Source organism: Streptomyces sp. SID3343 (genome assembly GCF_009865215.1).
GTDB lineage: Bacteria > Actinomycetota > Actinomycetes > Streptomycetales > Streptomycetaceae > Embleya.
This window is the reverse complement of the sequence record NZ_WWJX01001601.1, coordinates 1-23,588: the sequence shown is the minus strand read 5'-3', so window position 1 is coordinate 23,588 and position 23,588 is coordinate 1. Positions and strand designations below refer to the sequence as shown.

Annotated in this window: 22 protein-coding genes and 2 pseudogenes; 4 read left to right on the top strand and 20 right to left on the bottom strand. The window is 70.5% G+C overall.

What is annotated here, in order from left to right:
* Both GT354_RS51000 and GT354_RS50995 read right to left on the bottom strand, forming a co-directional pair.
* Nucleotides 1-213 (bottom strand): annotated as a pseudogene (locus GT354_RS51000) (aminoglycoside phosphotransferase family protein); the annotation flags it as partial.
* 258 nt (nt 214-471) lie between these two features.
* On the bottom strand, nt 472-1,242 hold the full coding sequence (locus GT354_RS50995) for an alpha/beta hydrolase (protein WP_237536257.1): 771 nt from the start codon (nt 1,240-1,242) through the stop codon (nt 472-474).
* Between the two features lie 217 nt (nt 1,243-1,459).
* Here GT354_RS50995 and GT354_RS50990 point away from each other — a divergent pair, with 217 nt between their 5' ends.
* The gene (locus GT354_RS50990; RefSeq protein WP_161365156.1) at nt 1,460-2,296 is read left to right on the top strand and encodes an undecaprenyl-diphosphate phosphatase; all 837 of its coding nucleotides are present in this window, start codon (nt 1,460-1,462) and stop codon (nt 2,294-2,296) included.
* Between the two features lie 108 nt (nt 2,297-2,404).
* Here the strand turns inward: GT354_RS50990 and GT354_RS50985 are convergent, their stop codons facing one another.
* From GT354_RS50985 to GT354_RS50975, 3 genes are all read right to left on the bottom strand, one after another.
* The gene (locus GT354_RS50985) at nt 2,405-2,797 is read right to left on the bottom strand and encodes an ATP-binding protein (protein ID WP_161365152.1); all 393 of its coding nucleotides are present in this window, start codon (nt 2,795-2,797) and stop codon (nt 2,405-2,407) included.
* A 330-nt stretch (nt 2,798-3,127) separates the two neighbouring features.
* Nucleotides 3,128-3,775, bottom strand: a complete 648-nt coding sequence (locus tag GT354_RS50980) for a hypothetical protein (protein ID WP_161365150.1) — start codon at nt 3,773-3,775, stop codon at nt 3,128-3,130.
* Complete coding sequence (locus GT354_RS50975) at nt 3,772-4,566, bottom strand: hypothetical protein (RefSeq protein ID WP_161365147.1); 795 nt, start codon at nt 4,564-4,566, stop codon at nt 3,772-3,774. The genes GT354_RS50980 and GT354_RS50975 overlap by 4 nt, the downstream gene beginning before the upstream one ends.
* 201 nt (nt 4,567-4,767) lie before the next feature.
* Here GT354_RS50975 and GT354_RS50970 point away from each other — a divergent pair, with 201 nt between their 5' ends.
* Nucleotides 4,768-5,721 carry a GNAT family N-acetyltransferase gene (locus GT354_RS50970; RefSeq protein ID WP_237536256.1) on the top strand — a complete coding sequence of 318 codons (954 nt, stop codon included), beginning with the start codon at nt 4,768-4,770 and terminating at the stop codon, nt 5,719-5,721.
* Nucleotides 5,722-6,110: 389 nt separating this feature from the next.
* Entirely contained in the window at nt 6,111-6,728 is a 618-nt protein-coding gene (locus GT354_RS50965) for a DivIVA domain-containing protein (protein ID WP_161365146.1), read from the top strand.
* 87 nt (nt 6,729-6,815) lie between these two features.
* On the opposite strand, the gene GT354_RS50960 is transcribed toward GT354_RS50965, so the two are convergent.
* The 8 genes from GT354_RS50960 to GT354_RS50925 all read right to left on the bottom strand — a co-directional run bounded on the left by GT354_RS50960 (nt 6,816) and on the right by GT354_RS50925 (nt 15,775).
* Entirely contained in the window at nt 6,816-7,979 is a 1,164-nt protein-coding gene (locus GT354_RS50960) for a zinc-binding dehydrogenase (protein WP_161365144.1), read from the bottom strand.
* Nucleotides 7,976-8,272 carry an antibiotic biosynthesis monooxygenase family protein gene (locus tag GT354_RS50955; RefSeq protein WP_161365141.1) on the bottom strand — a complete coding sequence of 99 codons (297 nt, stop codon included), beginning with the start codon at nt 8,270-8,272 and terminating at the stop codon, nt 7,976-7,978. Before GT354_RS50955 ends, GT354_RS50960 begins: the two co-directional genes overlap by 4 nt.
* Nucleotides 8,269-8,931: a glycerol-3-phosphate responsive antiterminator gene (locus GT354_RS50950; protein ID WP_161365139.1), complete on the bottom strand. Its 663-nt coding sequence runs from the start codon at nt 8,929-8,931 to the stop codon at nt 8,269-8,271. Before GT354_RS50950 ends, GT354_RS50955 begins: the two co-directional genes overlap by 4 nt.
* 29 nt (nt 8,932-8,960) lie before the next feature.
* Nucleotides 8,961-10,514 (bottom strand): FAD-binding oxidoreductase, encoded by a 1,554-nt coding sequence (locus GT354_RS50945; RefSeq protein WP_161365137.1) that lies wholly within the window; start codon nt 10,512-10,514, stop codon nt 8,961-8,963.
* Complete coding sequence (locus GT354_RS50940) at nt 10,511-12,190, bottom strand: glycerol-3-phosphate dehydrogenase/oxidase (protein WP_161365135.1); 1,680 nt, start codon at nt 12,188-12,190, stop codon at nt 10,511-10,513. The genes GT354_RS50945 and GT354_RS50940 overlap by 4 nt, the downstream gene beginning before the upstream one ends.
* 105 nt (nt 12,191-12,295) lie before the next feature.
* Nucleotides 12,296-13,816 carry an FGGY-family carbohydrate kinase gene (locus GT354_RS50935; protein WP_161365132.1) on the bottom strand — a complete coding sequence of 507 codons (1,521 nt, stop codon included), beginning with the start codon at nt 13,814-13,816 and terminating at the stop codon, nt 12,296-12,298.
* A 71-nt stretch (nt 13,817-13,887) separates the two neighbouring features.
* The gene (locus GT354_RS50930; protein ID WP_161365130.1) at nt 13,888-15,342 is read right to left on the bottom strand and encodes an MFS transporter; all 1,455 of its coding nucleotides are present in this window, start codon (nt 15,340-15,342) and stop codon (nt 13,888-13,890) included.
* A gap of 280 nt (nt 15,343-15,622) precedes the next feature.
* Complete coding sequence (locus GT354_RS50925) at nt 15,623-15,775, bottom strand: hypothetical protein (RefSeq protein WP_161365128.1); 153 nt, start codon at nt 15,773-15,775, stop codon at nt 15,623-15,625.
* A 65-nt stretch (nt 15,776-15,840) separates the two neighbouring features.
* On the opposite strand from GT354_RS50925, the gene GT354_RS50920 reads away from it, so the two are divergent.
* Nucleotides 15,841-16,833, top strand: coding sequence for an aldo/keto reductase (locus GT354_RS50920; protein WP_161365126.1), 993 nt, complete (start codon nt 15,841-15,843; stop codon nt 16,831-16,833).
* Nucleotides 16,834-16,887: 54 nt separating this feature from the next.
* On the opposite strand, the gene GT354_RS50915 is transcribed toward GT354_RS50920, so the two are convergent.
* The 7 genes and pseudogenes from GT354_RS50915 to GT354_RS50885 all read right to left on the bottom strand — a co-directional run.
* On the bottom strand, nt 16,888-17,547 hold the full coding sequence (locus tag GT354_RS50915; protein ID WP_346012536.1) for an HAD family phosphatase: 660 nt from the start codon (nt 17,545-17,547) through the stop codon (nt 16,888-16,890).
* Between the two features lie 179 nt (nt 17,548-17,726).
* Nucleotides 17,727-19,010 (bottom strand): PE-PGRS family protein, encoded by a 1,284-nt coding sequence (locus GT354_RS50910; protein ID WP_161365122.1) that lies wholly within the window; start codon nt 19,008-19,010, stop codon nt 17,727-17,729.
* Nucleotides 19,003-21,144: an AAA family ATPase gene (locus tag GT354_RS50905; protein ID WP_161365120.1), complete on the bottom strand. Its 2,142-nt coding sequence runs from the start codon at nt 21,142-21,144 to the stop codon at nt 19,003-19,005. Before GT354_RS50905 ends, GT354_RS50910 begins: the two co-directional genes overlap by 8 nt.
* Nucleotides 21,145-21,205: 61 nt before the next feature.
* Nucleotides 21,206-22,297, bottom strand: coding sequence for an exo-alpha-sialidase (locus GT354_RS50900; protein WP_161365119.1), 1,092 nt, complete (start codon nt 22,295-22,297; stop codon nt 21,206-21,208).
* A 134-nt stretch (nt 22,298-22,431) separates the two neighbouring features.
* Nucleotides 22,432-22,794: a DUF2203 domain-containing protein gene (locus GT354_RS50895; RefSeq protein ID WP_161365117.1), complete on the bottom strand. Its 363-nt coding sequence runs from the start codon at nt 22,792-22,794 to the stop codon at nt 22,432-22,434.
* 91 nt (nt 22,795-22,885) lie between these two features.
* Nucleotides 22,886-23,029 carry a hypothetical protein gene (locus GT354_RS50890; RefSeq protein WP_161365114.1) on the bottom strand — a complete coding sequence of 48 codons (144 nt, stop codon included), beginning with the start codon at nt 23,027-23,029 and terminating at the stop codon, nt 22,886-22,888.
* Nucleotides 23,030-23,084: 55 nt separating this feature from the next.
* Nucleotides 23,085-23,588 (bottom strand): annotated as a pseudogene (locus GT354_RS50885) (hypothetical protein); the annotation flags it as partial.

Below are 23,588 nucleotides of genomic sequence, written 5' to 3'. Positions count from 1 at the left end.
GTGCGGGTTCGGCTCCGGCCCGACCGCCTTGACGAACGCGCGCCGGCCGTCGGCGAGTTCCACCCGCGTCGCGACGCCCGGCGAGAACCCGCCGACCTGCGTCACGGCCCGCACCACGGGAGCCCCGAGGCGAACCTCCACGGCCGTACGCAAAGCCGCGGGCGCGGACTCCCACGCCACCCGAACACCCGAAGCGGCCGGAGGCGCGTCGATCCGCCGGCTCGTGCGCGCTTCCGCGGGCTCGTACGGGTTCACCTGCGGCCTCACCGGCGGCTCCTCTCGGCTCATGACCGCAGGATCGCGATCACCGCCACCACCGGGCAACCGAATATCACCCAACGACCGGCCTGCGCGTGCCCCGAGATCTCGGGACTTCAAGGCCTCAAGCCTCAGGGCCTCAGGGCCTCGACTTCACGGCTTCACGACCGACTCACGCGCACGAACCGACTCACGCGCACGACCAACCCTCGCTCACGACCGACCAACGCCGACAGAGGCCACGAACGCCGCCACCGCCTGAGCCAAGCCGGCCGGTTCGTCGTCGTGGATCCAGTGCCCGGCGTCCGGAAACTCCACCAACGTCGCCCCCGGCCGGCGCGCCACCATCGCCTCCGCGAGGTCGGCCGGCAGCAACGAGCTGTGGCCGCCGCGCAGAACCAGCGCGGGGCAGGACGAGCCGAGCCAGTCGGCCCACCAGTCGCCGACGCCGCCGGCCTGTACCGCGACCATCTGCTCCCAGTCGAACAACAACCGCCACCCGTCGCCGGCCGGCTCGGCGCTCTGCATGAAGTAGGCCGCGTCCGGCACGCCACGCGCCCGGATCGCGGCATCGAGCTCGGCCCTGCTCACGGCCTCGCGCGGCCACCCGCGCACGTCCAGTACGGGATCAGCGATCTCGGGCCGGCGCATCACCGGGCCGACGTCCTCGACAATCAGCGCGGACACCAGTTCGGGATGCCGCGCGGCGAGCTGGTACGCGGTGATCCCGCCGAGCGAATGGCCGAGCACGATCACCGGGCCGACGTCGAGGTCACGCACGAGGGCGGCGGCGTCGGCGACGAAGTCCTCGCGACCGAACGGCCCCGCGTGCCGGTTGTGTCCGTGGCCGCGCTGATCCGGCGCGACGATCCGAACCACGCCGGCCAGGTCCGCCGCGAGCCGGGCGAAGATCGAACCCCGGCCGAACGAGCCGTGCAGCGCGAGCAGAACGGGCCCACGGCCTCCGGAGTCGAAACAGAGCATGGGCCCGATCCTCTCAAAACCACCGGCCCGCCGAGCACGCCCCGGCCGCCGCGCCGTCATCGCCTCGGCGAGGTCGACCCCGTCCGCGAATCGCGGCACGCCCGTTACCGATCCGTACATCCCCGGCCATGTGGCGTCCACCTGACGCACCGTCGTGCGCGGATACGGTGACGCGCATGATCCGCTTCTCTTTCTCGTCCCTCGGAGTCGTCCGGTGATCGGTTGGTTCGAGGCCGTGGTACTCGGCCTGGTCCAGGGACTCACCGAGTTCCTGCCGATCTCCTCCAGCGCTCATCTGCGCATCGTGTCGGCGTTCGCCGGCTGGGAGGACCCGGGCGCGGCGTTCACCGCCGTGACCCAGATCGGGACGGAGGCCGCCGTCCTGATCTATTTCCGCAAGGACATCGCCGGCATCGTCACGACGTGGGTGAAGTCGCTGTACACGCCGTCGTTGCGCGGTGAGCTCGACGCCCGGATGGGCTGGTACATCATCGTCGGCACGTTGCCGATCGCGGTGCTGGGACTGATCTTCCAGGACACGATCGAGACGACGTTCCGCGACCTGCGGCTGATCGGCACGACGCTGGTCGTGTTCGGCCTGATCCTGATGTTCGCGGACCGGATCGCGCTCAACAACCGGGGCATGGACAAGCTCAACGGCAAGGAATCGCTGATCTACGGCTTTGCCCAGTCGCTCGCGCTGATCCCGGGCGTCTCGCGCTCGGGCGGTACCGTCACGGCGGGTCTGTTGATGGGCTACCGACGCGAGGTCGCGGCGCGCTACTCGTTCCTGCTCGCCATCCCGGCGGTACTGGCCTCCGGCGGCCTGGAACTGTTCAAGATCGGCGAGGGGCCCGCGCCGGCGTGGGGGCCCACGATCCTGGCCACGGTGGTCGCGTTCGTGGTCGGCTACGCGGCGATCGCGTGGTTCCTGAAGTACATCAGCACGCACAGCTTCACGGTCTTCGTGGCGTACCGCGTGGTGCTCGGCCTGGTCGTGCTCGGCTTGGTGGTGTTCGGCGCCCTGGAACCGACAGCGGGCGCGGCGAAGTAGCACAAGCCGCCGGACAGGCAAGAAAAGCAGCCGAACCCACCGCCTGTACGCGGAAGCCCTCGGGCCCACCGAGGGCTTCCGCGTGTTGCCGGCGCCGACACCGACCGCTCAGTCCGACTCGAACCCCGCGCACACCGCCTTGCGCGCGCCGCGCAGGTCGACCCGGAAGCGCTGCGTGAGGGCGGCGACCACGAGCAGGCCGCGGCCGGCCTCGGCGTCCTCCAGTACTTCGACGGGCGACGGCAACGAACACGGCAGGAAGTCGAGGACCTCGACCCACAACACGCCGCCTTGCAGCGACGCGGTGACCTCGTAGTCGCCGTAGTCGCCCGCGTGTTCGACGGCGTTGGAGGCCAGTTCCGAGGTGACGCGGACGGGGTCGTCGGACTCGAAACCGACGCGCTCGCAGAAGCGGCGTACGTGCGCACGCGCGGCGGAGACGGTCTGTGGTTTCGACGCGAGCCGCACGGTCGATCGCGTCCTGGACACGGTGGTGGCCACGTCTCCCCCTCGGGTCGGTCGGGCTGCTGAGAGCACCGTGATCGAATACACCCTGGAAACGGGCCCGAACTGCGATTATCGGCCGCCGAGCACCCGCGATCTGGTAGGAATCGCGGCAAGATCGGTGGACCACTTGGAAGTTACCGAATCAGAGCGTCTTCCGGGCGGATCGGTTGGCAAAGAAACCGCCGACTGCTCGCCGTCGAACGGCCGAACGAAGAACCGGAGCGGACCGAGCGCGGACCGAAACGCGGACCGAACGCGGACCCGGCGCGGACCTCGCGCGGACCGACTACCCCCGGCCCCGGCCCCGCCCCCGGCCCCGGATCGTCAAAAGCGCACCGACCGTTCGAGCGTCTCGATCTCCGCGAAGCGTTCGGTCGCGCTGCTGGGTGCCGACGTCAGGAGGTAGATCGGCACGGTTCCGGTGTCGACGACCGTCACACGCAGCCGAAACGGCGGCACGTTGTGGTCCGCCGGGGTGGACTCGATGTCCATCAGCCACCCGTTGCGGCCGTCGACCCGGGTCTCCTCGCTGGACCGGACGGCGTCCTGGGCCTCGGCCGGATAGATCAGTTCGAGCTGGGCGCGCCCCACCGCCTCGGCCACCTCGGGCATCGTGCGTTCCTTGGACACGTACGCCTTGGTGTCCACGATGCCGACCATGAACGTCGCGACCGGCTTCGTCGGATCCGTTGTGGGGGTCGGCGCGGGAGCCGACGCGGGCGCGTTCGGGTCGACGGTGGAGGCGACGGACGAGTACAGGCCGAACACGTTGTCCGGCGGCTTGGCGTACCAACCCTGCGGCAGCACGTACGAGATGTGCGCGCGCTGGTCGCGGATCTCGCCGGGGCGAGGAGCCGTGGTGGACGTGGGCGCCGCCGAGGGCTTCGCGTCGGCGCCCTTGTCCTCGTCGGGCCCGCACGCGGTCACGGCTATCAGGCCGGCCAGGATCGCGCCGAGGGCCGCGCGCCTCATTCCTCGACCTCCACGTCACCGGCCTCGACCGCGGCGAGGTAGGCGGCCTCGACCTCGGACTTGTCGGCGCCCTCCCGGTCGAGCAGGTGTGCGTACAGCAGGCGCGAGCCGTCGATGTCGGCGTCGAGCGCACGCTCGATGTGCCGGCGGGCGGCGTCGTTGCGGCCGGCGTCGAGTTCGGCGTCCGCCAGGTCGACGAGGGCGTCCTCCTCACCGGCCTCGACCGCGCGGGTCAGCCAGTGGATGCCGTCCTCGATGGCGTCGCCGTTGAGCAGGAGCCGACCCAGGTTGGCCATCGCGAACTCGTCGCCGCCCTCGGCCGCGGGCCGCAGCAGCGCCTCGGCCTCGGTGACGCGGTCGAAGTCCTGGAGGAACGCCGCGTAGTCGTTCGGCGCGTCGGGGTCACCGTGCTCGATCGCGGCGACGTACCAACGCTCGGCGGCCTCGGGCTCGTCCAGCGCGTCGGCGAGCAGGTTGGCGATGGGCAGCGCCCACTGGTTCTCGCCCAACCGGTGTCGCTCGGTGAGCAGGTCGACGGCGGCGTCGGGGCGACCGGTCACCTCGAGGAGTTCGCTCAGCGCGTCGGCGGCCTGCGCGTCGCCCTCGGCGAGCGCTTGGCGCAGCACGGCCTCGGCGACCTCGTCACCGCCCGCGAACATCAGTTCGCCGGCCTTGCGCCGGGCCTCGGGGGCGCCGGCCTCCGCTGCGTCGAGGTACAGCTTGACGGCGGCGTCCATGCGTCCCTCGCGTACTGCTTGTTCGGCCTGGGCGAGGTGGTTCGTGCCGGGCATGGTCCTGCTTTCGGATCGCGGAGCGTAGGCGTCGAGCCTGCCACATCCCGCCCGTCTTCAGCACGAGAGCACCACGCAGGTCAATCGGATGGCCGACCCCACGCCGGTGGGATGTACCGGTTGCCGGTGTCGAACACGAGGATGCTCCGGGCGGCCGTATTCGCTGTCGCGGCGGTCCGCGCGAATCGTACGATCGCGCGCATGGAACGACATGGCGAGTTCGCACGGCCGCACGACTCGCACGACGCACGCGGTCCGGACGACCCACGCGACCCGGGCGGTCCGGGCGGTCCGCGTCCCGAGGACGAAACGTCGGACCGTACCCGCGACACGGGCGCCGGAGATCCGTCTCTCCCGGCCTCCCATGTGGCGTCGCTCGGCTACCGCACCGATCTGATGCTCCTGGCCCTCCAAGGCAGCCGGATCGAGCGGCGCGACCGCTACCTGGTCGTCCGCACGCCCGACAACCCGACATTCCACTGGGGCAACTTCATCCTGCTGCCCGGCGCGCCGGCGGCGGGGACCGTGCAGCCGTGGGTCCGTGCCTTCCATCGCGAGTTTCCCGACGCGGGTCACATCGCGCTGGGCGTCGACGGCGTGGACGGGGCGGCCGGTGATCCCGCCGAACTCGCGACGGCGGACCTGACGGCCGCGACCAACACGGTCATGACCGCGTCCGAGGTACGACCGCCGGCGCGGCCCAATCTCCGGGCCGACGTGCGGATGTTGGCCGGCGACGAGGACTGGCGTCAGGCGCTGGCCCTCAAGAGCGCCGCCAACGAGGACTTCCCGCCCGCCGCGCACCGGGAGTTCGCCCGGCGCAAGCTGGCCGCGATGCGCACGCTCCAGGACGGCGGGTTCGGCGGTTGGTTCGGTGCCTTCGACGAGGGTCGCATGGTCGCCGGCCTCGGTCTGTTCACCGACGGCTCGGGCCTGGCCCGCTATCAGAACGTCGCCACCCACCCCGACCACCGCAACCGGGGCCTGGCCGGCACGCTCGTACACGCGGCGGCGGCGCACGCCGTCGCCCACTTCGGCGCACGGCGGTTCGTCATGGTCGCCGACCCGGACTACGTGGCGATCCGCCTGTACCGCGCACTGGGTTTCACCGACGCCGAAAAGCAGATCCAACTCGAACCGCCCGGCCGATCCTGATCAACCCCCTGACCGGCGCCCCGATCAACTCCCGGACCGACGCCCCGATCAACTCTCCGCCCGGCGTCCGACTCGAACACGATCCCCGCCCGGCCGCCCGTGCCGTACCGACGATCGGGCGCGGGGCGGCGGGGAGAGCGCGCGGGGGTGAGGAGCGCCGGGTAGGTGGGTGGCGCGAGGGGCGGTCGGTCCGCCGGAGTCGGCGAGTAACCCGCGAGCGGGCCGCGCCCGAAGCCCGCTGCTTCGGGTCTGCGCCTTGGGCCACGCGTCGCGCAACGCACGCACCCGGCAACCTGCTTTGTCCGCCGGTTGGTTGGCCTCGAACGACTGTGTGGGAGCGGTTGTAGCCTTTGGCCGGCAGATCGCGCCGAGTGGGGGATGTGGGTCGGATGGAGTGGCGCTTCGGGCGGACGCGGTGGCGGGAGGGTTATGCGATCGCCGACGTCGACGCGTTCATGGAGCGGGTGCGGGCGACCCTGGACGGTTCCGCGGCGCATCCGTTGACTGCTCATCAGATTCCGGAGCAGCGGTTCTCGTCGGTGTGGTTGCGGGTGGGCTACGACGTCGAGGAGGTGGACGCGGCACTCGACGACGTGGAGGCGCGGCTGACCGCGCGGGAGGCGGCGCGCGGGATCGAGGACGCGGTGGCGGCCGAGGCGTACGTGGACCGGTTCATGCTGGCGCGGGCCGAGGCCGTGGTGACCGCGGTCGTGCGCCGGCCCGAGCGTGAGCGGTTCGCGCTCGCGCGGCGCGGGTGTCCACCGGACGACGTGGACGCGTTGGTGCGGCGCTTCGACATCGCCCTGCGCGGACACGTGCGGATGGACCCCGACGAGCTGCTGGACATGCGGTTCGCGGTCCTGCGGCGCGGCTACGACCGCGAGGCGGTGGACGAGTGGTGCCGCAGGGCGGCGAAGGCGCTGGCGCATCGCCAACGGCAGAGGTCCGCGCCGGGCCGTGCCGGGGAGGGCCGGTCCGACGCGGACGATCATGGGGGCCGGTACTGAAGCGGGAAGCGCTTCCGGACTTGGTACTCGGTACGGCCGACCAGCCGGCACCGGCACCCGCGCCCTTGGTACCGGTACCGGTACCGGCTAGTCCGCCGTTCCCGGAAGGTCGAACGGCAGGGTCTGCGACGTTCGAATCACCTGCCGGATCGCCTCGCCGCTCGCGAGCGACTCCATCGCGTCGTTGAGGTCCGCCAACGCGACCGTGCCGGTGTGCAGTTGCTCGACGGGCATCAGGCCGGCCCGCCACAGGTCGAGGTAGCGCGGGATGTCGCGCCTGGGCACCGCGTCGCCCATGTACGACCCGATCAACGACTTGCCCTCCCCCGCGAACGCGAGCGCCGGCACCGCGTCCAGCATCCGTCCGGGCGCGGGCAGCCCGACCGAGACGACCCTGCCGCCGCGGTCGACGGCGGCCAGGCAGTCCGCGATCACCCGGGCGCTGCCGACCGCCTCGATCACCACGTCGAGCCCGCCGCCGGTGAGGTCGCGGATCGCCTCGACCGCGTCGGCGGGGTCGAAGGCGTGCGACGCGCCGAGCCGCAGTGCGAGGTCGCGCTTGGCCGGTACCGGGTCGACGGCGACGATCGGGAACGCGCCGGCCGCGCGGGCGCCGAGCACGGCGGAGAGTCCGACGCCGCCGAGCCCGAACACCGCTAGCGACTGGCCCGGCCGTATCGCGGCCGTGTTGATCACCGCGCCGGCACCGGTCAGCACCGCACACCCGAACATCGACGCGACCGTGAACGGCACGTCGGCGGGTATCGACACGACCGATTCCTGCGCGACGACGGCGTAGTCGGCGAACGCGGACACCCCGAGTTGGTGGTGCACGAACGCGCCGCTCGCGTCGCGCAGCAGGGAGGGCCCGTGCAGGAGCCCCCCGGAGCCGTTCGCCGCCGCGGCGGTCGAGCACAGCGCCGGCCGGCCCTCGTCGCAGCGCTTGCAGTGTCCGCAGCTGGGCACGAACACGAGGGCGACGTGCTCCCCCGCCGCCACTCGGTCCACGCCGGGCCCGACCGCCTCGACCACGCCGACCGCCTCGTGCCCGAGCGCCATCGGCAGGGGGCGCACCCGGTCGCCGTTGACCACGGACAGGTCGGAGTGGCACAGGCTCGCGGCGGCGATGCGCACCAGCACCTCGCCCTCGCGCGGCGCGCCGAGGTCGAGTTCCTCGATCGCCACCGGCCTGCTGCTGCCGTACGGCCGCTCGCGCGAGACGTCGCGCAGGACGGCCGCGGTGATCCTCACGCGCCGGCCCGCGGGCTCAGGCGCGCGACGTCGCGGCTCTCCAGGAGCGGCACGACCTTGCCCAACACGATGTTGCGGAAGTAGTCGGAGGCGCAGTGCGCGGTGAAGTCGGCCTCCGCGTCGTACTCCTCGTACAGCACGACCACCCGCGGGTCCTCGATGCCCTGGTGCACGCGGTAGCCGCGGCACCCGGGTTCGGCGGTCGAGTACCGGACCATGTCGTCGAGCAGGGCGAGGACCTCGTCCTGTGCGTCGGGGTTGGTGCGGTAGCGGGCGACGACGACGTAACTCACGTGGTGCTCCTCCTGGGCGGGGTGGGGGCGGGGACCAACGTCGCGAGGTGTGCGCGGCGCAGGTCCCACAGCCGGGGGTCGGACGTGGCGACCGCGACCGCGCCGAGCGCGATCGCCGCCGCCGCGTCCTCGGCGGTCTCGATGAAGCCGGCCGCGACGAACGGCGACATCGCGCGCTTGGCCTCCGGGGTCATCCGGGCGACGATCGGCGACGGCATGACCTCGACGAGGTCGGGGCCGCCGCGGGCGATGGCGTCGCTGCTGCGGCGCATGTTGTTGCGGTCGGTGACGAACACCTTCTGCATGGTCAGCAGGCCGAGTGGGCGGCCTTTTTCCACCAGGGACAGGCGGGTGCTGACCATGCCGTGGGCGCCCATCGCCTTGAGGAACTCCAGCGCGCCCTTGTCCTGCGCGAGGCCGGGGCAACTGTCCACGTTGACGAAGACCGTCTTGCCGGCGTTGCCGAGCAGGGGCACGAGCCGGGGCAGTTGGCCCACGGGTATCGACGCGAGGATGCACACCGAGGCCGGCGAGCCCAGGAAGTTCTGCAGTCGCTGGGGTCCGATGATCGAGGCGATCACCGGTACCTCGGCGAACGCCGAGGACAGGACCGAGGACATCCGGGGCGCGCCGGTGGTGGGGCGTTGGCTGGCGTTCATGACCTACCTGAGGATCGGCCGGGGCCGCCTCAGCGCGCGTCCTGTGCGGCGAAGCGACCGGGAAGACCCAGTTTGCCAGGATTGAGGATCCCGGTCGGGTCGAGGGTCTCCTTGACGCCGACGAAGGTCGCGAAGCCGGCGCCGAGGGCTTCCTCCAGGTAGGGGCCGCGCAGCAGGCCGCAGCCGTGGTGGTGGCTGAGCGCCGCGCCTTCGCGGATCAGCACGGCGTTGGCCGCGTCCCACACCGCGCGGTACCACTCGCGCCGCTTGGCCCGGTCCACGTCGCCGCGCAGCGAGAAGTACACGCACGCGCCGTCGGTGTATGCGTGCGACTGGTGGGCGGACGCGGCCAGCGTGCCGGGGACGGACTGGATCGCGGCGACGACCTCGTCGTAGACGACCGACAGGGCCTTCCACGAGCCGGCGATCTCCAGGGTGTCGGCGACGAAGCCGGGGCCGGGGGTGAAGCCGTCGGAGGACTTGCCGACGAACATGCGCTCGCGCAGCCAGCGCTCGAACACCGCGTCGCTGTCGAGTTCGGGGCCGTAGGCGAGGCAGACCTCCTCGCTGACCTTGAGCATCGCGTCGACCAGGATCGGGTCGCCCTCGTCGGCGATCAGCAGGAGGTTGGTGTCGGGGTGGCCGAAGTGCACCCCGCTCTCCAGCTTGTCGTACAGCCGCAGGACGGCCGGGGTGGCGCCGCGCTGCATGATCTTGCGGCACGCGTCCAGGCCCTCGGCGAAGGTGTCGAAGCCGAACGCGAGTGCCTTGGCGTAGGTCGGCAGCGGGTGCACCCGGATGCGCGCGGAGGTGATCACGCCGAGCGTGCCCTCCGAGCCGATGAACAGTTGGCGCAGGTCCGGGCCGGTGGCGGCGCGCGGGTAGTCGCCGTAGGTGGCGCGCGAGCCGTCGGCGTGCACGACGTCGATGCCGACGACCATGTCCTCGATCTTGCCGTAGCGCGTGGACAGTTGACCGGCGCCGCGGCACGCGATCCAGCCGCCGACGGTGGAGACGGCGAACGCCGACGGCCAGTGGCCGGTGGTGACGTTGTACTCCTCCTGGAGCGTCTTCTCGAACAGGTCGCCGAACACGCCGGCCTCGACGTCGACGACGAGCGACTCGGCGTCGAACGAGCGGATCTTGTCGAGTCCGCACAGGTCGAGCACGACGCCGCCGTGCACGGGCAGGGCCGCGCCGGTGACGTTGCTGCGGCCGGCGGAGGCGGTGACGGGGATGCCGGCCTCGTTGCAGATGCGCAGGACGGCGGCGACCTGGTCGGCGTCGACGACCTCGACGATCACCGCGTCGGGGGTGGCCGGGCGGCCGTCGGTCTCGCCGATCATGGTGCCGGCCCACCAGTCGCGGGTGCGGGTGACGACGTCGTCGCGGTCGGTGTACACGGCCTTGGCGGCGCCGCGCAGTTGCTCGACGATGCCGGCGGGGACGGTGACCACGTCGCTCTGGAGCGAGGCTTCGCCCTCGCCCACGGGGGTGGTGCGGGCCCACTTGGGCGGGGTGGGGGCGCCGACGATGTAGTCGCCGCGGTTGAACGGGTTGGTGATGGTCTGGCGGCTGATCATGCGGATGCAACTCCTTCGAGGAGGACGGTCTTTTCGTGCTTGACGGCCGCGAGGTAGTCCGCGACCTGCTGCTCCACCTGGGCGTCGCTCAGGCCCAGCTCGGCGCCGAGGATGCGGCCCACCTCGGGGGCCGCCGCGGCGGAGGCGTCCCGGGCGAACAGGCGCGAGCGGGTGCGCCGCGACAGCACGTCGTCCACCGAGCGGGCCATCTCGGAGCGGGCCGCGTAGACGACCTCCGCCTTGGTGTACGGCTGGCCGGCGACGATCGGCTCGGCCAGGGTGGGGTCCTCGGCGAGCAGGTCGGAGACGAACCGCGATTCGGTGCCGTAGCGCTCGCCCAGGTGGGCGGTGAGCCCGCCGGACGCGGCGATCGCCTCGGCGTCGTAGCCGGCGCCGCCGATCAGCGCGAGGTTGGTGGTGCGGCTCTTGCCCTTGCGGCCGAGTACCTCCATCACCTTGTCGATCACCAGTTCGCCCATGTGCCGGCTGGTGGTGAGCTTGCCGCCGGTCACCGTGACCATGCCGCCGGTGCCGACGCTGATGTGGTGGTCGCGGCTCATGTCGAGGGTCGCGCCCTCCTTCTTGCCGACCAGCGGGCGCAGGCCGCCGATGCTGCCGACCACGTCGTCGGGGGTGAGGTTGCCCTCGAACGCGGTGTTGGCGCCTTCGAGCAGGAACTCCATCTCCGGGCGCGTGCAGTGCACGTCGTCGGCCGAGCCCTGGTAGTCCTCGTCGGTGGTGCCCAGTACGACCGAGTTGCCCCAGCGGGTGCAGGTCGCGCGGCGGGCCCGGCCGGGGATGGGCACGGTGACCGTGCAGTCGATCCGGACCTTGCTCCACGGCACCACGATGTGCACGCCCTTGGCGGGTCGCACCTGCGGCTTGTGTCCGGAGTCGGCCATCGCGTCGACGGTGTCGGTCCACACGCCGGTGGCGTTGACCACGGCCGACGCGCGGACGTCGAGCTGCTCGCCGTCCACGGTGATCCGGGCGCCCGACGCGCGACCGCGCTCGTCGAGGACGCGGTCCACCTTGGCGCCGTTGAGCACGGTGGCGCCCAGCGCGGCGGCGGTGCGCACGATGGTCAGGACCAGGCGGGCGTCGTCGGCGCGGCCGTCGAAGTACATCAGGCCGCCCTTGAGGTTCTCCGAGCGCAGCGTGGGCGCGTGCGCGAGGACCTCGTCGACGGTGAGCCGCTGGTGCAGTTTGCCTATTCGCCAGCCGCCGACCAGGTCGTAGGTCCACAGCAGGCCCTCGAAGCCCTTCGCGAGGCGGGCGTCGAAGATGCCCTCCTTCTCCAGGATCGGGAACAGGAACGGCAGTCGGTGCACCAGGTGCGGCGCGTTCTTGCGGAAGCGGTGGCGCTCCAGGAGCGAGTGGCGGACCAGGTTGACGTTGCCCTGCTCGATGTAGCGCAGGCCGCCGTGCACCATTTTCGACGACTTGGACGACGTGCCCGAGGCGAAGTCGTCCTTCTCGACGAGGGCCACGTCCAGGCCGCGCGAGGCGGCGTCGAGCGCGGCGTAGGCGCCGGTGATACCGCCGCCGATCACGAGCACGTCGAACACGTGGTCCGCCAGCCGGCGCTTGGCTCGGCTCCGGTCGAGAAGCAGCGGCTTCCCTCTGGTGGCCGCCGCTGACGCACGCCGAGGCTTGCGGGCGGGCAAGGTGATCACAACATCAACTCCTGGTGGTGGTCCGGGGCCCGATTTCGGGCTGCCGGCGGTGGTACGTGTGGCCGGGTCGGGGCCGCGGCCGGATCGCGGTCGCGGCCCCGACGGCTAGTGCAGGTGCGGCGCGAGTACGGCTTGCCAGGCCTTGCGCTGCTCGCCGCGTTGCTCGGCCGTGGTGGTGGGTTCGAACACGTGGCCGCGCGGTTGCGCCTCGACCACCTCTTCGAGCGAGGACCACAGGCCCTCGCGGACGCCCGCCAGGTAGGCGGTGCCGCGCAGGCTCGCGGTCGCGGAGTCCGCGGCGCGCTCCAGCGGCAGGCCGACGATGTCGGCCTGGAGCTGCATGAGGGTGTCGCTGCCGGTGACGCCGCCGCCGACGCGCAGTTGCCGAAACGGCGCGCGCATGGTCTCGGCGACGCCGTCGATCAGGTCGCACACCGAGTGCGCGATGCCGTCGAGTACGGCCCGGGCGATGTCGGCCCGGGTGGTGGCCAGGGTCAGGCCGCTGAGCGCGGCGGTGGCCTGCGGGCGCCACGCGGGGGTGCGGATCCCGGCGAGCGCGGGCACGAACCATTCGTGCCCGCCGGGCCCGGCCTGCTTGGCGAGTTCGCCGATCTCGGTGGGTGAGGCGAAGAACTTGAGGTCGTCGCACAGCCAGCGCAGCGCGGATCCGGTGGTCGAGCAGTACGCCTCCAGGCTGAAGTGCGTGGTGTCGCCTTGGCGCCACCCGGGCTGCGCGAGCACGCCGGTGACGCCGGGGACGGGCAGCACGGGGGTGTTCCCGGTGGCCGCGTCCACGAACGTGCCGGTCCCGTACACGCACATGCCCTGCCCGGCGGACAGCCCGCCGAGCGCGATCAGCGCGGCGTGCTGGTCGCCCATCACCGCGGCCAGCGGCAACGCGACCCCGAGCAGCGCCGGGTCGGTGCTGCCGTAGCCGTGGTCGTCGTCGGCGAACAGATCCGGCAGCAACTCCAGCGGGAAGCCGAGTTGTTCGACCCATTCGCGGTCCCACGCGTGCTCGCGCAGCAGGTACGCGCCCGCCGAGCCGGCGCTGCTCGCCGATATGGCGTGCGCGGCCCCGCCGGTGAACTTCCAGGCCAGCCACGTGTCGACGGTGCCGAACACGAGCGTCCCGGCCTCGTACGCCGCCGCGACCGCCGGCACCTCGGCGATCTGCCGCGCGGCCCAGTAGAACGGCGCCCTGCTGCCCACGGGTCGCCCCGTGCGCGCGGTCAGCACGTCGTCCCACTCGTCCTCGTAGGCGAGCAGGTGCCGGGCGTAGCGCCGGTCCTGCCACACGCACGCCGGCACGAGCGGCAGGCCGGTGCGCCGGTCCCACAGCATCGCGGTCGCACGCTGGGTGGACAGCGCGAGCGCGGCGATCTCGACGTTGTTCGCGCGCGCCCAGGCCAGCGCCTCGCGACACACGTCGAGGGTCGTGGTCCAGATCTCGGTCGGGTCCTGCTCGACCGAGTTCTCGTCGGGATGCCGCACCGCGATCGTGCGGTACGCCACGTGTGCCACCGTCCCGGAGTCCAGCACGACTCCGGCCCGGGTACCCGTGGTTCCCTCGTCCACGGACAGGATGCCGAGGCGCCGTCCTTGGTCGTGGAACGTCTGCGTCATCACAGCCCTTTCGGTCGCTTTGTTGGTGAATGGAATGCCTGCCGACGGCGAGTCTTTCGCCGGAGCGGCACTCAGCCGGTGACCAACGCGGACTTGGCGGGCTCGACCGTGAGCGTGGGCACGTCGGGGTCCTCGTCGGGGGAGATCGCCCTGGTCGGGTCCCACTTGACGAGCACGCACGTGATCAGGCCCAGCAGCGGTACGACGGCGAGCACGAGGAAGGTCTTGTCGAGCCCGATCCCGTCCTTGATCTGCGGGAACAGGTACAGGCCGGCGACCGAGCCGAAGCTGCCGATCATTCCGGTCACGCCGGTGCCCATGGCGCGCACCTCGCTGCGGTACGACAGCGCGGCGATCGACTTGCCGTTGGCGCCGGGGCCGGCCGAGTGACAGAAGATGAACATCGCCGGGAGGATGAACGCGATCCAGGTCGGCACCCGGTCGAAGGTCAGGCCCATCAGGACGAGCATCGCGAAGACGCCGCCGAAGCCGATCGCCGAGCTGATCCGCAGGCCGAGCTTGCGGCCGAAGTACGCGGACAGGATGCCGCCGACGATGCCGAAGGCGTTGAACACCATCGAGCCCATCGTGGCCTTCTCGAAGCTGTTGCCGAAGATCGCCAGGCTGATCACGGGCAGGTACCAGCCCACCGCGAAGTACTGCATGGACTGACCGAGCGAGATCGCCGAGGACAGGATCGTGCGCGGGAGGTACTTGCCGCGGAAGAGGATCCCGGCCTGCTTCATGCCGACGTTGGGCGGCACCTCGTCGGCGTCCGCGGCGTCGTGCGCGGCGCCCGCGACGTGCTGCTTGGCGGGGACGGCCTCGATGCCGTAGATCCGCTTCAGGTTGCGGGTGGCGTCGTCGAGGCGGCCCTTGGTGGCCAGCCACGTGGGACTTTCCACCAGGAACATGAACTGGAGCACGAACAGCGCGAGCGCGATCACCCCGGCCGAGCCGACCGACCAGCGCCAGATGTCGGCGCCGACGTCGAACTTGAAGCAGATCAGGGTCAGCAGCAGGTTGCCGGTGGTGGCGATGTACCAGATGCCCTGCCACAGGTTGAGCCGACCACGCATGGACGCCGGTGTGTACTCGGCGAGCAGCGCCATCGCGACCGCGAAGTCGATGCCGTACGCGATGCCGACCAGGACCCGCCCGAACCACACGACGGTGAAGTCGTCGGCACTGGCCGCGAGCACCGCGCCGCCGAGGGCGAACAGCTTCGCCAGCAGCAGCGGGGGCACCCGCCCGATGCGGGTGGCGAGCCAGCCGCCGATCGGGTTGAACAGGATCGCCAGGGCAGGGGCGGTGGCGGTGAGGATGGAGACCTGAGTGCTGCTCAGGTCCATCTGCTTCGTCATCGGCGCCAGACCGGCACCGAGGGCGGCGTTGGAGTACGCGTCGAGGAAGAGTCCCCCGAACACGAGGAACCAGATGACCTTGGCCCGGCCGGAGATTCTCCCGTGCCGGTCGATGAGCGAGACGACGTCCTTGACGCCTCTGACGCTCTGCTGCTGTGCCATGTGCCCGTCCTTGAGAAAAGGACCAGTCGGCGACAAGACAGCGCAAACGCGTGGGAGGGCACGGCGAAGCCACCGACAGGTGGTCTTCGTCTGTTCCTGCCAAAGAATTGATCTGGACACTATGGGCACGTTTTGGGGGTGTCAAGAGTCACCCCTGCAGCCGCCCCCGAGCAGCGGGCAGCGGGCGGATCGCGAACCTCGGCGCCACGGCCCGCCCCCGTCCGGCCGGCGCGGTCGGGCTCGGGCTCGGCCTCGGTCGCGATCCTCGTCGGATGCCCCGTCAGTCGAGGACGGCGAGGTCGAGTCGTCCCAGGCGTGCGGGGTCGGCGATCACGTCGTGCTCGGTGATCCCGGCACCCTCGATGGTGAAGGTCAGCGCGAGCAGCAGGCGGCCGTGCGGGGCCAGGACGACCCCCACCGTGCGAGTCGGCAACCCCGGACGTCACCGGTGCGTAATGCGGGTGTCGCGGGTCGCGGCCACGGGGGAGGATGGGACTCATGATCCACTCAGCCGCAGAAAACCGTTACGCATCGATGCGCTACCGCCGGGCCGGGAACAGCGGCGTGCTGTTGCCCGCGGTCTCGCTCGGGCTCTGGCACAACTTCGGCGACACCCAGCCGCTCGACGTCCAGCGCGCGGTGCTGCGTCGGGCCTTCGACTTGGGCGTGACGCATTTCGACCTGGCGAACAACTACGGGCCGCCGTACGGTTCGGCCGAGGCCAACTTCGGCACCCACTTCCGCGCCGACTTCCGGCCGTACCGCGACGAGATGTTCATCGCGTCCAAGGCGGGCTGGGACATGTGGCCGGGCCCGTACGGTGACGGCGGCTCGCGCAAGTATCTGCTCGCGAGCCTGGACCAGTCGTTGGGCCGGATGGGCCTGGACTACGTCGACGTCTTCTACTCGCACCGCTACGACCCGAACACGCCGCTGGAAGAGACGATGGGCGCGCTCGACACGGCGGTTCGTTCGGGGCGGGCGCTGTACGCGGGCATCTCGAACTACGACGGGGAGCAGCACCGTCGCGCGGTCGCGATCCTGCGGGATCTGGGCACGCCGGTGCTGTTGAACCAGTCGGCGTATTCGATCCTCGACCGTGGACCCGAGCGCGGCGTGCTCGACGCGGTGGGCGAGACCGGCACCGCGCTGATCGCCTATTCGCCGTTGGCCCAGGGCTTGTTGACCGACCGTTACCTCGACGGCATCCCCGACGACTCGCGGATGGCGGTGGGCCACTTCCTCAAGGAGGACGCACTCACCGACGCGCGGCTGGCCCTGCTGCGCGCGCTGAACAAGCTTGCCCGCGACCGCGGTCAGACCCTCGCGCAGCTCGCGCTGACCTGGCTGCTGCGCGACGAGCGGGTGGTGTCGGTGATCGTGGGGGCAAGCAGCGTCCGGCAGTTGGAGCAGAACCTGTCCGCGGTGGGCCAAGCGGATCTGACCGCCGAGGAGATCACCGAGATCGACCGGCTCTGCGGGCAGCTCTGACGCTCGGTGCGTACACGGGCGTACCGTCCGTCGCCACCGGGCGCCGACGGTCCGTCAATTCGCCTGCAGCACGAGGGAGTCGGCGAGTTCGCCGACCCTGACCATGGCCAGTGAGCCGACCACCCGGCGCCCCGGCGCCGACTTGATCGGCGCGGTCGAGGACACCGCGAGCACCGCGCACCCGGCGGCCTCCGCCGACGCGATGCCCACCATGGTGTCCTCGACCGCCAGGCACGTGTTCGGCGCCAGGCCCAGGCCCGCGGCCGCGACCAGGTAGGGGGCGGGGTGCGGCTTGGTCCGCGCGACGTCTTCGGCGGCAACGGTGATCGCGAACCGCTCGGCGCCGAGCGCGCGCGAGACCAGATCCACCACCCGTCGCGGCGACGCCGACACGATCGCGAGCGGAACCTTGGCCGCGGCCAGCCCGTCGAGCAGGTCGACGACCCCCGGCAGCGGCTCGATCCGCCCCTCGACCAGGGCGGAGAACGCGGCGTCGAGCGCGTCGGAAAGCTCCACCACGCACGGCGAGTCCGCCACAACCGTGTTCAGGTAGCCCGCGGTGTGCCCGACCGCGTGCCCCACCACGTCGGCCGCGTCGGTCTCGCCCAGGTCGTAGCCCACCCGGGCGGCCACGTCGGCGACCGCCTCCCACCACAGATGCTCGGTGTCGACGAGGGTCCCATCCATGTCGAACAACACGGCGGCAGGCAGCACGGCAACTCGTTTCGGTGGCACCGGATCAGGTCCACCCGACGATGCCGGCCCGTTGTGATCAGCACGCCGCCACAAGATGACCGACACATGAACACCACCCGGCCGCCACATCGGGTGAATCGGGCCGCTCGATGCGGCCACACCGCAGCCGGGCGCATCGCCTCGACGCGGCCCACCCCTCACGGCCCCGTTGCGCCGCCGTTGACCCTGCGCAGCGCGTTCGCCAATTGTTCGATCGCCGCCTCCCCCGGTGGCTCCCGAGTGTCGACGCCCACCAGTTCGATGGTGCCGAGCACGCCGAAGGGCCCCTTGATCTCGATCGTGCGGCGTATCCGGCCGTCCGGCGCCGGGTACACGACGACCGCGTGCGCCTTGTCCGGATCGCAGTGGCCGGCGATGTAGGTGAGCAATTGATGCACGTCTGCGGAGCCGAGGCCGATATGTGCGAGTTTCTTATATTTCGCATCGATCGGGATTGCCGTGCCCGCTCTGGTACTCGGTAACGTGACCAGCACGTCGGGCCGGAACGGTGGGTGCGTCGTGACGTCGTAGTTCACCTGAATCGGTGGGAGCGCGTGCATGCGGTGACCACCCAGGGCAAGAGCAGCGTCGGCGGAGAGTTGTCGCACGGCCTTTTCCCAGAGGACGTCCATGTTGATCACGATGCTGCCGTTGGGCAAGCCCTGGTCCGTGAGCAGTTGCTCGACTCCACCCCCGTTCAGCAACAACCGCGCCCACGTGTGTGCCGGTTGATAGTGCGCGTTGAGAGGGTCGTAACGCGCGACCGTGAGCCTTCGCGCCGCCTCCGCCATGGGTGCTGCGCGCGGAAAATGCCACAACATGTCGGCTGCGTCACGACCGAGCCTCTTGTCCGGCGTCGACCGCGCCACGTACCTCAGCGCCGATGCGCAGACTTGGTTCTCCCAGATGTCAGGGTCGCGTACGAAGCTGCGGCTGTGGATCCGATCCACCTGTCCGTAGCGTCGGGTCACCTGCGCCATGACGTCGAGTCGACCGTGGATCCGGGATTCGACCACCGCACGTGGCACGTACCCGCGCCGCAACCCGCCGCGCAGCAACAGTCGACATTCTTCCACCAGTCCTGCGGCGACGATTCCGGCGTAGCCCAGTTCCGACGTGTGCCAGTCGCGCTCGGTCAGCGGATGCCGAATCGGGACGCCCACCGCATACGAGAGCCAATCGAGGAGGCGATCCGGTCGTACACCGAAGCCGGCCTTCGGCCGCAGGATGAGCCTGGTCCGTTCCAGAGCCAGGATGCCGGCCCTGGCCCGAGCGGTCACCAGCCAGCCTTTGCGTGACTCGCGATAGCGGATCGGGGCCGCACGCTTGGTCTTTTCTTCCCACTTGCGCAGGAACGTCACGTCGGCCGGGGTGAGTTGCTGCTCGGTCAGATCACGGGATTCGTGTTCGCATATCTCGATGTTCTCGAGTGCTCTACTCATCGGGGCTCATCGGCGGGCCGGACTCGGTCGCCGCACACCAATCGGCGAGTGCCCCCACCAGGTCCGACGGGGCCATGCGCCGGGGTCGGTTGGTTCCGTAGTCCATCAGCGAGCCGAGTACCTCGCCGATCGTCACATTTCCCTCGAACGAGAGAAGCTGCTCCAGATCGGGAATGATCTCGTCGAAGTAGACGTCACTCAACTCGTCGTCCGTCGCCAGCGGTTGACCGTCGCGCATCAGGTACGAATGGCCGATCAGGGAGCAGGTTCTGCCCAATGCGCGGGCGATACGCGTGTTCAACGCGTCCAACAAGTCTCCGAGCGCGAGCCCGCCGATACTTGCCGCGATGACGCTGCTGTCCGGAGGCATGTCCACTCGGGCAAAGCGCCGCATGATGGCCCGATCCACACCGGCCACGTTGTGGTCGACGATGTTCATCGTTCCGATGATGCGAACGTTGGGCGGCACCGAGAACGACTCGCCGGTCAGCGGGAGCGTCACCGGCAGGCCACGCTTGTCCAGGTCGAGCAGGGTGACCAACTCCCCCAGGATGCGCGGGAGATCGCCCCGATTGATTTCGTCGATCACGACGAGATACGTGTGCTCGTCGTCCTCGGCGGCCTTCGTGCAGATCCGGTGGAACAGACCGTCGATCTTCTTCAGGGCAAGCCCACCGGTCTGTCCGGCCTCGTGGACCGGTTTGAACGCTTGGACGAAGTCCCCGTAGTCGTAGGTGGGGTGGAAGGTCACCAACTCGACCCGATCACCGTCCAACAAGGAGCGGATCGCCTGCGCTCGTTCGGTCGGTGCGGCGGTCACCGCGTCCGCGTGGCCGTTGAGCGCGAGTGCGGCGTTCAAGGCCAGATGAGTCTTCCCGGTTCCCGGTGGGCCCTGGAGGATGACCTGCCCCTTGCGTTGCAAGGCCTTCAGGACACGGCTCACTTCGAGCGGCAACTCGGGCGTGGGGCCGCCCACGCCGGCCGCCGCCTGCGCTGTTGCCTCTTCTCCGGTTTTCGCGGCCTGCCGACGCGACTGGATGTCCTGCCAGAGTCGCTGGCTGACCTTCGTGAACTGCCCGCCCCAGCCCCGTTGCGGCGTGTCGAAGTGTTGCGCGTAACCGACGTCCCAGCGCACCGCCACCCGGTGTCGACCGCGGCTACGTGTTTCGTCGTAGGAGTAGCCGTCGGTGACCGTCCCCACGGCCAGCAGATCCGACGTCCCCTCGTTGGCGAAGACGAGCGCCCCGGGTTGGAGGTCACGAAAGCAGCGAAGCGATTCCGCCAAGCGCACGCTTTGCGCGGCCTGTCGCGGATACGCGTCCACCAGGGCCAGTCGCAATTCCTCGTCATTGGGATATTGACCGAGATCGTCGATGCGATCCCATCCGATACGGATGGAGCCGTCCGCGAGACAATCCTCCCAGCGGTCGGGCGTTTCCGGGGAGATCTGCACCATGTCCGGGATGACCGGCCGCGGGTCGAAGGTGTCGTACAGGAACAGCGATACTTCGTCCGGCTGCCAGCCCGCGATTTCGTCACGACTCCTCAGGAGCGTGCGCAGATGGCGATTCAATCGCCACGTCGCCGCCCCCGGGGCGGGAGTTCCGCCGACCAGTTCGATGAAGTAACGCAGGTGGGCGGCGGAGTAGATGGGGAGGAACTCGTCGGGGAAATAGGTGGTCAGGGTTTTGGTCACCAAGGCGGGGCCGTACTGCAGAATCGGCAGGCTGTCGATCCGGTCGAAGGCACCGGCTCCCGCCGCCTTCAGTCCGGCGACGAACTCTCCTCGTAACCGGGCCCACGCGTCTTCGATGGGCAGGTCTCGCAGGGGCTTGGCGGTCTTCCAGACGCCGCTGTGATGCCGGTAGAGGATGTGTTTGGCCGAACTTCCCCCTTTCATACTGCCCAGAGCCGGGGTCCGGAACTCGATGAGTTTGCAGTAGGGCGGGTCGTCGGGGTCGCTGTGCTCTTGTCCGAGTGCGTAGCGCTCCAGCGGAAGGCTCGGCCAGTCGTCCAGCAGGAAGGCAGTCTGTACGTGCTTGCGCTGTTCCGCGGCCTCCGCCACCAGTTGGGCAACCGGGCCCGACCGGTCGTACTTCAAGGCGGCGGATCGGAAGTGGTCCGGGGTGGTCATTCGAGCACTATGGCGTGCCACCCCGACAGTACGGACGTCTGTCGGCGATATATCCGCGAAATCAGCCCGGGATCACCGCCGCGCGCAGGGACAGGATGTCGGGGAGGTGTTGGGCGATGCGTTCCCAGTGGTCGCCGTCGTGGTGGCCTCGGTAGATTTCGCCGGAGCGGGAGCCGAAGTAGAGGCTGGTGGAGTCGGCGTCGTCGGTGCACATCGCGTCGCGCATGACGGCGGTCCAGAAGTCGTCGGGCAGGCCGTCGGACAGCGCGGTCCAGGTCTTGCCGGCGTTGTCGCTGCGGTAGACGCGACACAGACCGTCGGGCGGGAAGCGCAGCGCGTCGGCGGTGAGGGGGACGACGTAGACCGTGTCGGGGCGGTGCGGGTGAACGACGATGGTGAAGCCGAAGTCGGCGGGCAGGCCGTCGGCGATCGACTCCCACGTCGCGCCCGCGTCGTCGCTGCGGTAGACGCCGTGATGGTTTTGCAGGAACAGCCGGTCGGGGCGGTCGGGGTGGCGGGCCACCTTGTGTACGCACTGGCCGTACTCGGGGTATTCGTCGGGCATGAAGGTCACGTGGATGCCGGTGTTGGCGGGATGCCAACTCGCTCCGCCGTCCTCGGTGGCGTAGACGCCGCCGGTGGACATCGCGACGATGATCCGTCGCGGGTCGGTCGGGTGCGGGAGCACGGTGTGGATGGCCTGACCGCCGAAGCCCGCCTCCCAGTTCGGGCGATGCGGGTGGTCCCACAGCGCGCGGACGAGTTCGAAGGAACGGCCGCCGTCCTCGGAGCGGAACAGCGCGGAGGGTTCGACGCCCGCGTAGATCACGTCGGGTTCGGAGTGCGCGCCCGGCACCAACTGCCACACCCGCTCGACGGAGGCGCCCGCGTCCTCGGGGAAGCCGATTCTGCCGAGGTCGGGCTCGCGCCACGTTGCGCCCAGGTCGTCGCTGGTGACCACGATCGGCCCGAAGTGCTCGTCGACCACGCCGGCCATCACCCGAGGGGCGTCGCCGCGGGTGTCGATCGCGACCGAGTACACGCCGGTCATCGGGTGGTGCGGGCCGGTGAACTCCCAAGGCCCGTCGGCGCGTGAGCGGCCGAGCCACAAGCCCTTGCGGGTGCCGACGGCGAGCAGAACGGAGTTCGTCATGATGACCTCCAAGCAGCGTTCCCTGTCCGATCCGGGAAACGCTACGCGGCCGGGGCGACAATCGCCCGAATTGCCGGCTTTAGCCGCACCGGGAGTCGCCACGGCGGGCGGGCCACCGGAGTCGGTGCGAGTTCCTACAGCAGTCTGCGTCGTCCCGCGAAGCCCAGGTCGAGCCGGTGATACCAGCCCAGTTCGGGGTCGCCCTCCAGCCAGCACAACAGCACCGGCACGCCGTCCAGGTCGGCCGGGAAGTCGACCAGCAGCGGCGCGAACCCCTTGAGTTCGGCGCCGGTCTGCTGCACCTGGGTCATCAGTTCGTCGAGTCGGGCCTGCATGCCCTTGAGTTCGGGCAGCCCGCCCAGATCACTGGGCGCCACCCCGTGCTCCAGGGCGGCCGTCAACTCGGCCGCGTCGGCCCGCACGGTGATCATTTCTTCCAACACCGGCTTCAGCCGGGCCAATTCCGCGCGTGCCTCGGGCACAGTGAACAACCCCATGGAGCACAGCCTCCCACGCGGTCGCGCCGACGCTCGTCGCGCGGTGCCCCGACGAGGTCCGGACGGGGCCGGACGAGCTGGGCGCGAAGCGTCAGTTGAGCTTGGCCATCGGACGTCGACCGACGTCCGCGGCCTCGGGACGGTGCATCCGGGAGTTGTCGCGCACGTTGATCAGGGCCACCAAACCCACGACGGCTGCGGCCAGTACCGACATGAACGACACGATGGTGATCATTGCGGCTCCCAAACAAGGGGTTCCCCGACAGGGCGGGTCGGGCGATCCGCTCTTTCTACTGGATCAATGCCCGTTCCGGGAAGGCTGACCCCTGCCCGGGCCCACTCGTCCCCGGCCCGGATCCACTCGTACCGCCCAGGCACCGGGCCGCGAGCGCGCGCAGTCGCGAGTCGTCGCCATCGGTGACGGGATTGAGGTGGATCAGGTCTTCGACGAAGCGACGATTCACCGGGCGGCAGCGGATCTCCTGGGCCGCGGCGGCCTCGGCGTCGAGCAGCGCGAGCACCGCCTCGGCGCGCCGGCCCGCGCCGGCCAGGGCACGCGCGACGTCGAGCAGGTGGCGGGCCTGTCTCCCGCGCGGCAGGACGGCCAGGGCCTGCGGGGTCAGCCGGCCGGCGATGGCCCGCGTGTAGTCGCCGAGCAGGAGGTGCGCGGTCACCCGGTACAGAGCGACGTGCGCGGTACCCGGATCCGCGCGCTCTGCCCCGTCGAGCAGATCCCGGGTGGCCCCGCGGTCACCCAGGCGCGCGGTCGCGAGCGCCGCCCCGAGCCGGAGCGT

Bases quoted from the DNA above. Each gene is read 5' to 3' on its own strand.
- GT354_RS50995 (WP_237536257.1), bottom strand. From the start codon at position 1,242: ATGCTCTGTTTCGACTCCGGAGGCCGTGGGCCCGTTCTGCTCGCGCTG.
- GT354_RS50980 (WP_161365150.1), bottom strand. From the start codon at position 3,775: ATGAGGCGCGCGGCCCTCGGCGCGATCCTGGCCGGCCTGATAGCCGTG.
- GT354_RS50975 (WP_161365147.1), bottom strand. From the start codon at position 4,566: ATGCCCGGCACGAACCACCTCGCCCAGGCCGAACAAGCAGTACGCGAG.
- GT354_RS50970 (WP_237536256.1), top strand. From the start codon at position 4,768: ATGGAACGACATGGCGAGTTCGCACGGCCGCACGACTCGCACGACGCA.
- GT354_RS50965 (WP_161365146.1), top strand. From the start codon at position 6,111: ATGGAGTGGCGCTTCGGGCGGACGCGGTGGCGGGAGGGTTATGCGATC.
- GT354_RS50950 (WP_161365139.1), bottom strand. From the start codon at position 8,931: ATGAACGCCAGCCAACGCCCCACCACCGGCGCGCCCCGGATGTCCTCG.
- GT354_RS50945 (WP_161365137.1), bottom strand. From the start codon at position 10,514: ATGATCAGCCGCCAGACCATCACCAACCCGTTCAACCGCGGCGACTAC.
- GT354_RS50935 (WP_161365132.1), bottom strand. From the start codon at position 13,816: ATGACGCAGACGTTCCACGACCAAGGACGGCGCCTCGGCATCCTGTCC.
- GT354_RS50930 (WP_161365130.1), bottom strand. From the start codon at position 15,342: ATGGCACAGCAGCAGAGCGTCAGAGGCGTCAAGGACGTCGTCTCGCTC.
- GT354_RS50920 (WP_161365126.1), top strand. From the start codon at position 15,841: ATGATCCACTCAGCCGCAGAAAACCGTTACGCATCGATGCGCTACCGC.
- GT354_RS50910 (WP_161365122.1), bottom strand. From the start codon at position 19,010: ATGAGTAGAGCACTCGAGAACATCGAGATATGCGAACACGAATCCCGT.
- GT354_RS50905 (WP_161365120.1), bottom strand. From the start codon at position 21,144: ATGACCACCCCGGACCACTTCCGATCCGCCGCCTTGAAGTACGACCGG.
- GT354_RS50900 (WP_161365119.1), bottom strand. From the start codon at position 22,297: ATGACGAACTCCGTTCTGCTCGCCGTCGGCACCCGCAAGGGCTTGTGG.
- GT354_RS50895 (WP_161365117.1), bottom strand. From the start codon at position 22,794: ATGGGGTTGTTCACTGTGCCCGAGGCACGCGCGGAATTGGCCCGGCTG.
- GT354_RS50890 (WP_161365114.1), bottom strand. From the start codon at position 23,029: ATGATCACCATCGTGTCGTTCATGTCGGTACTGGCCGCAGCCGTCGTG.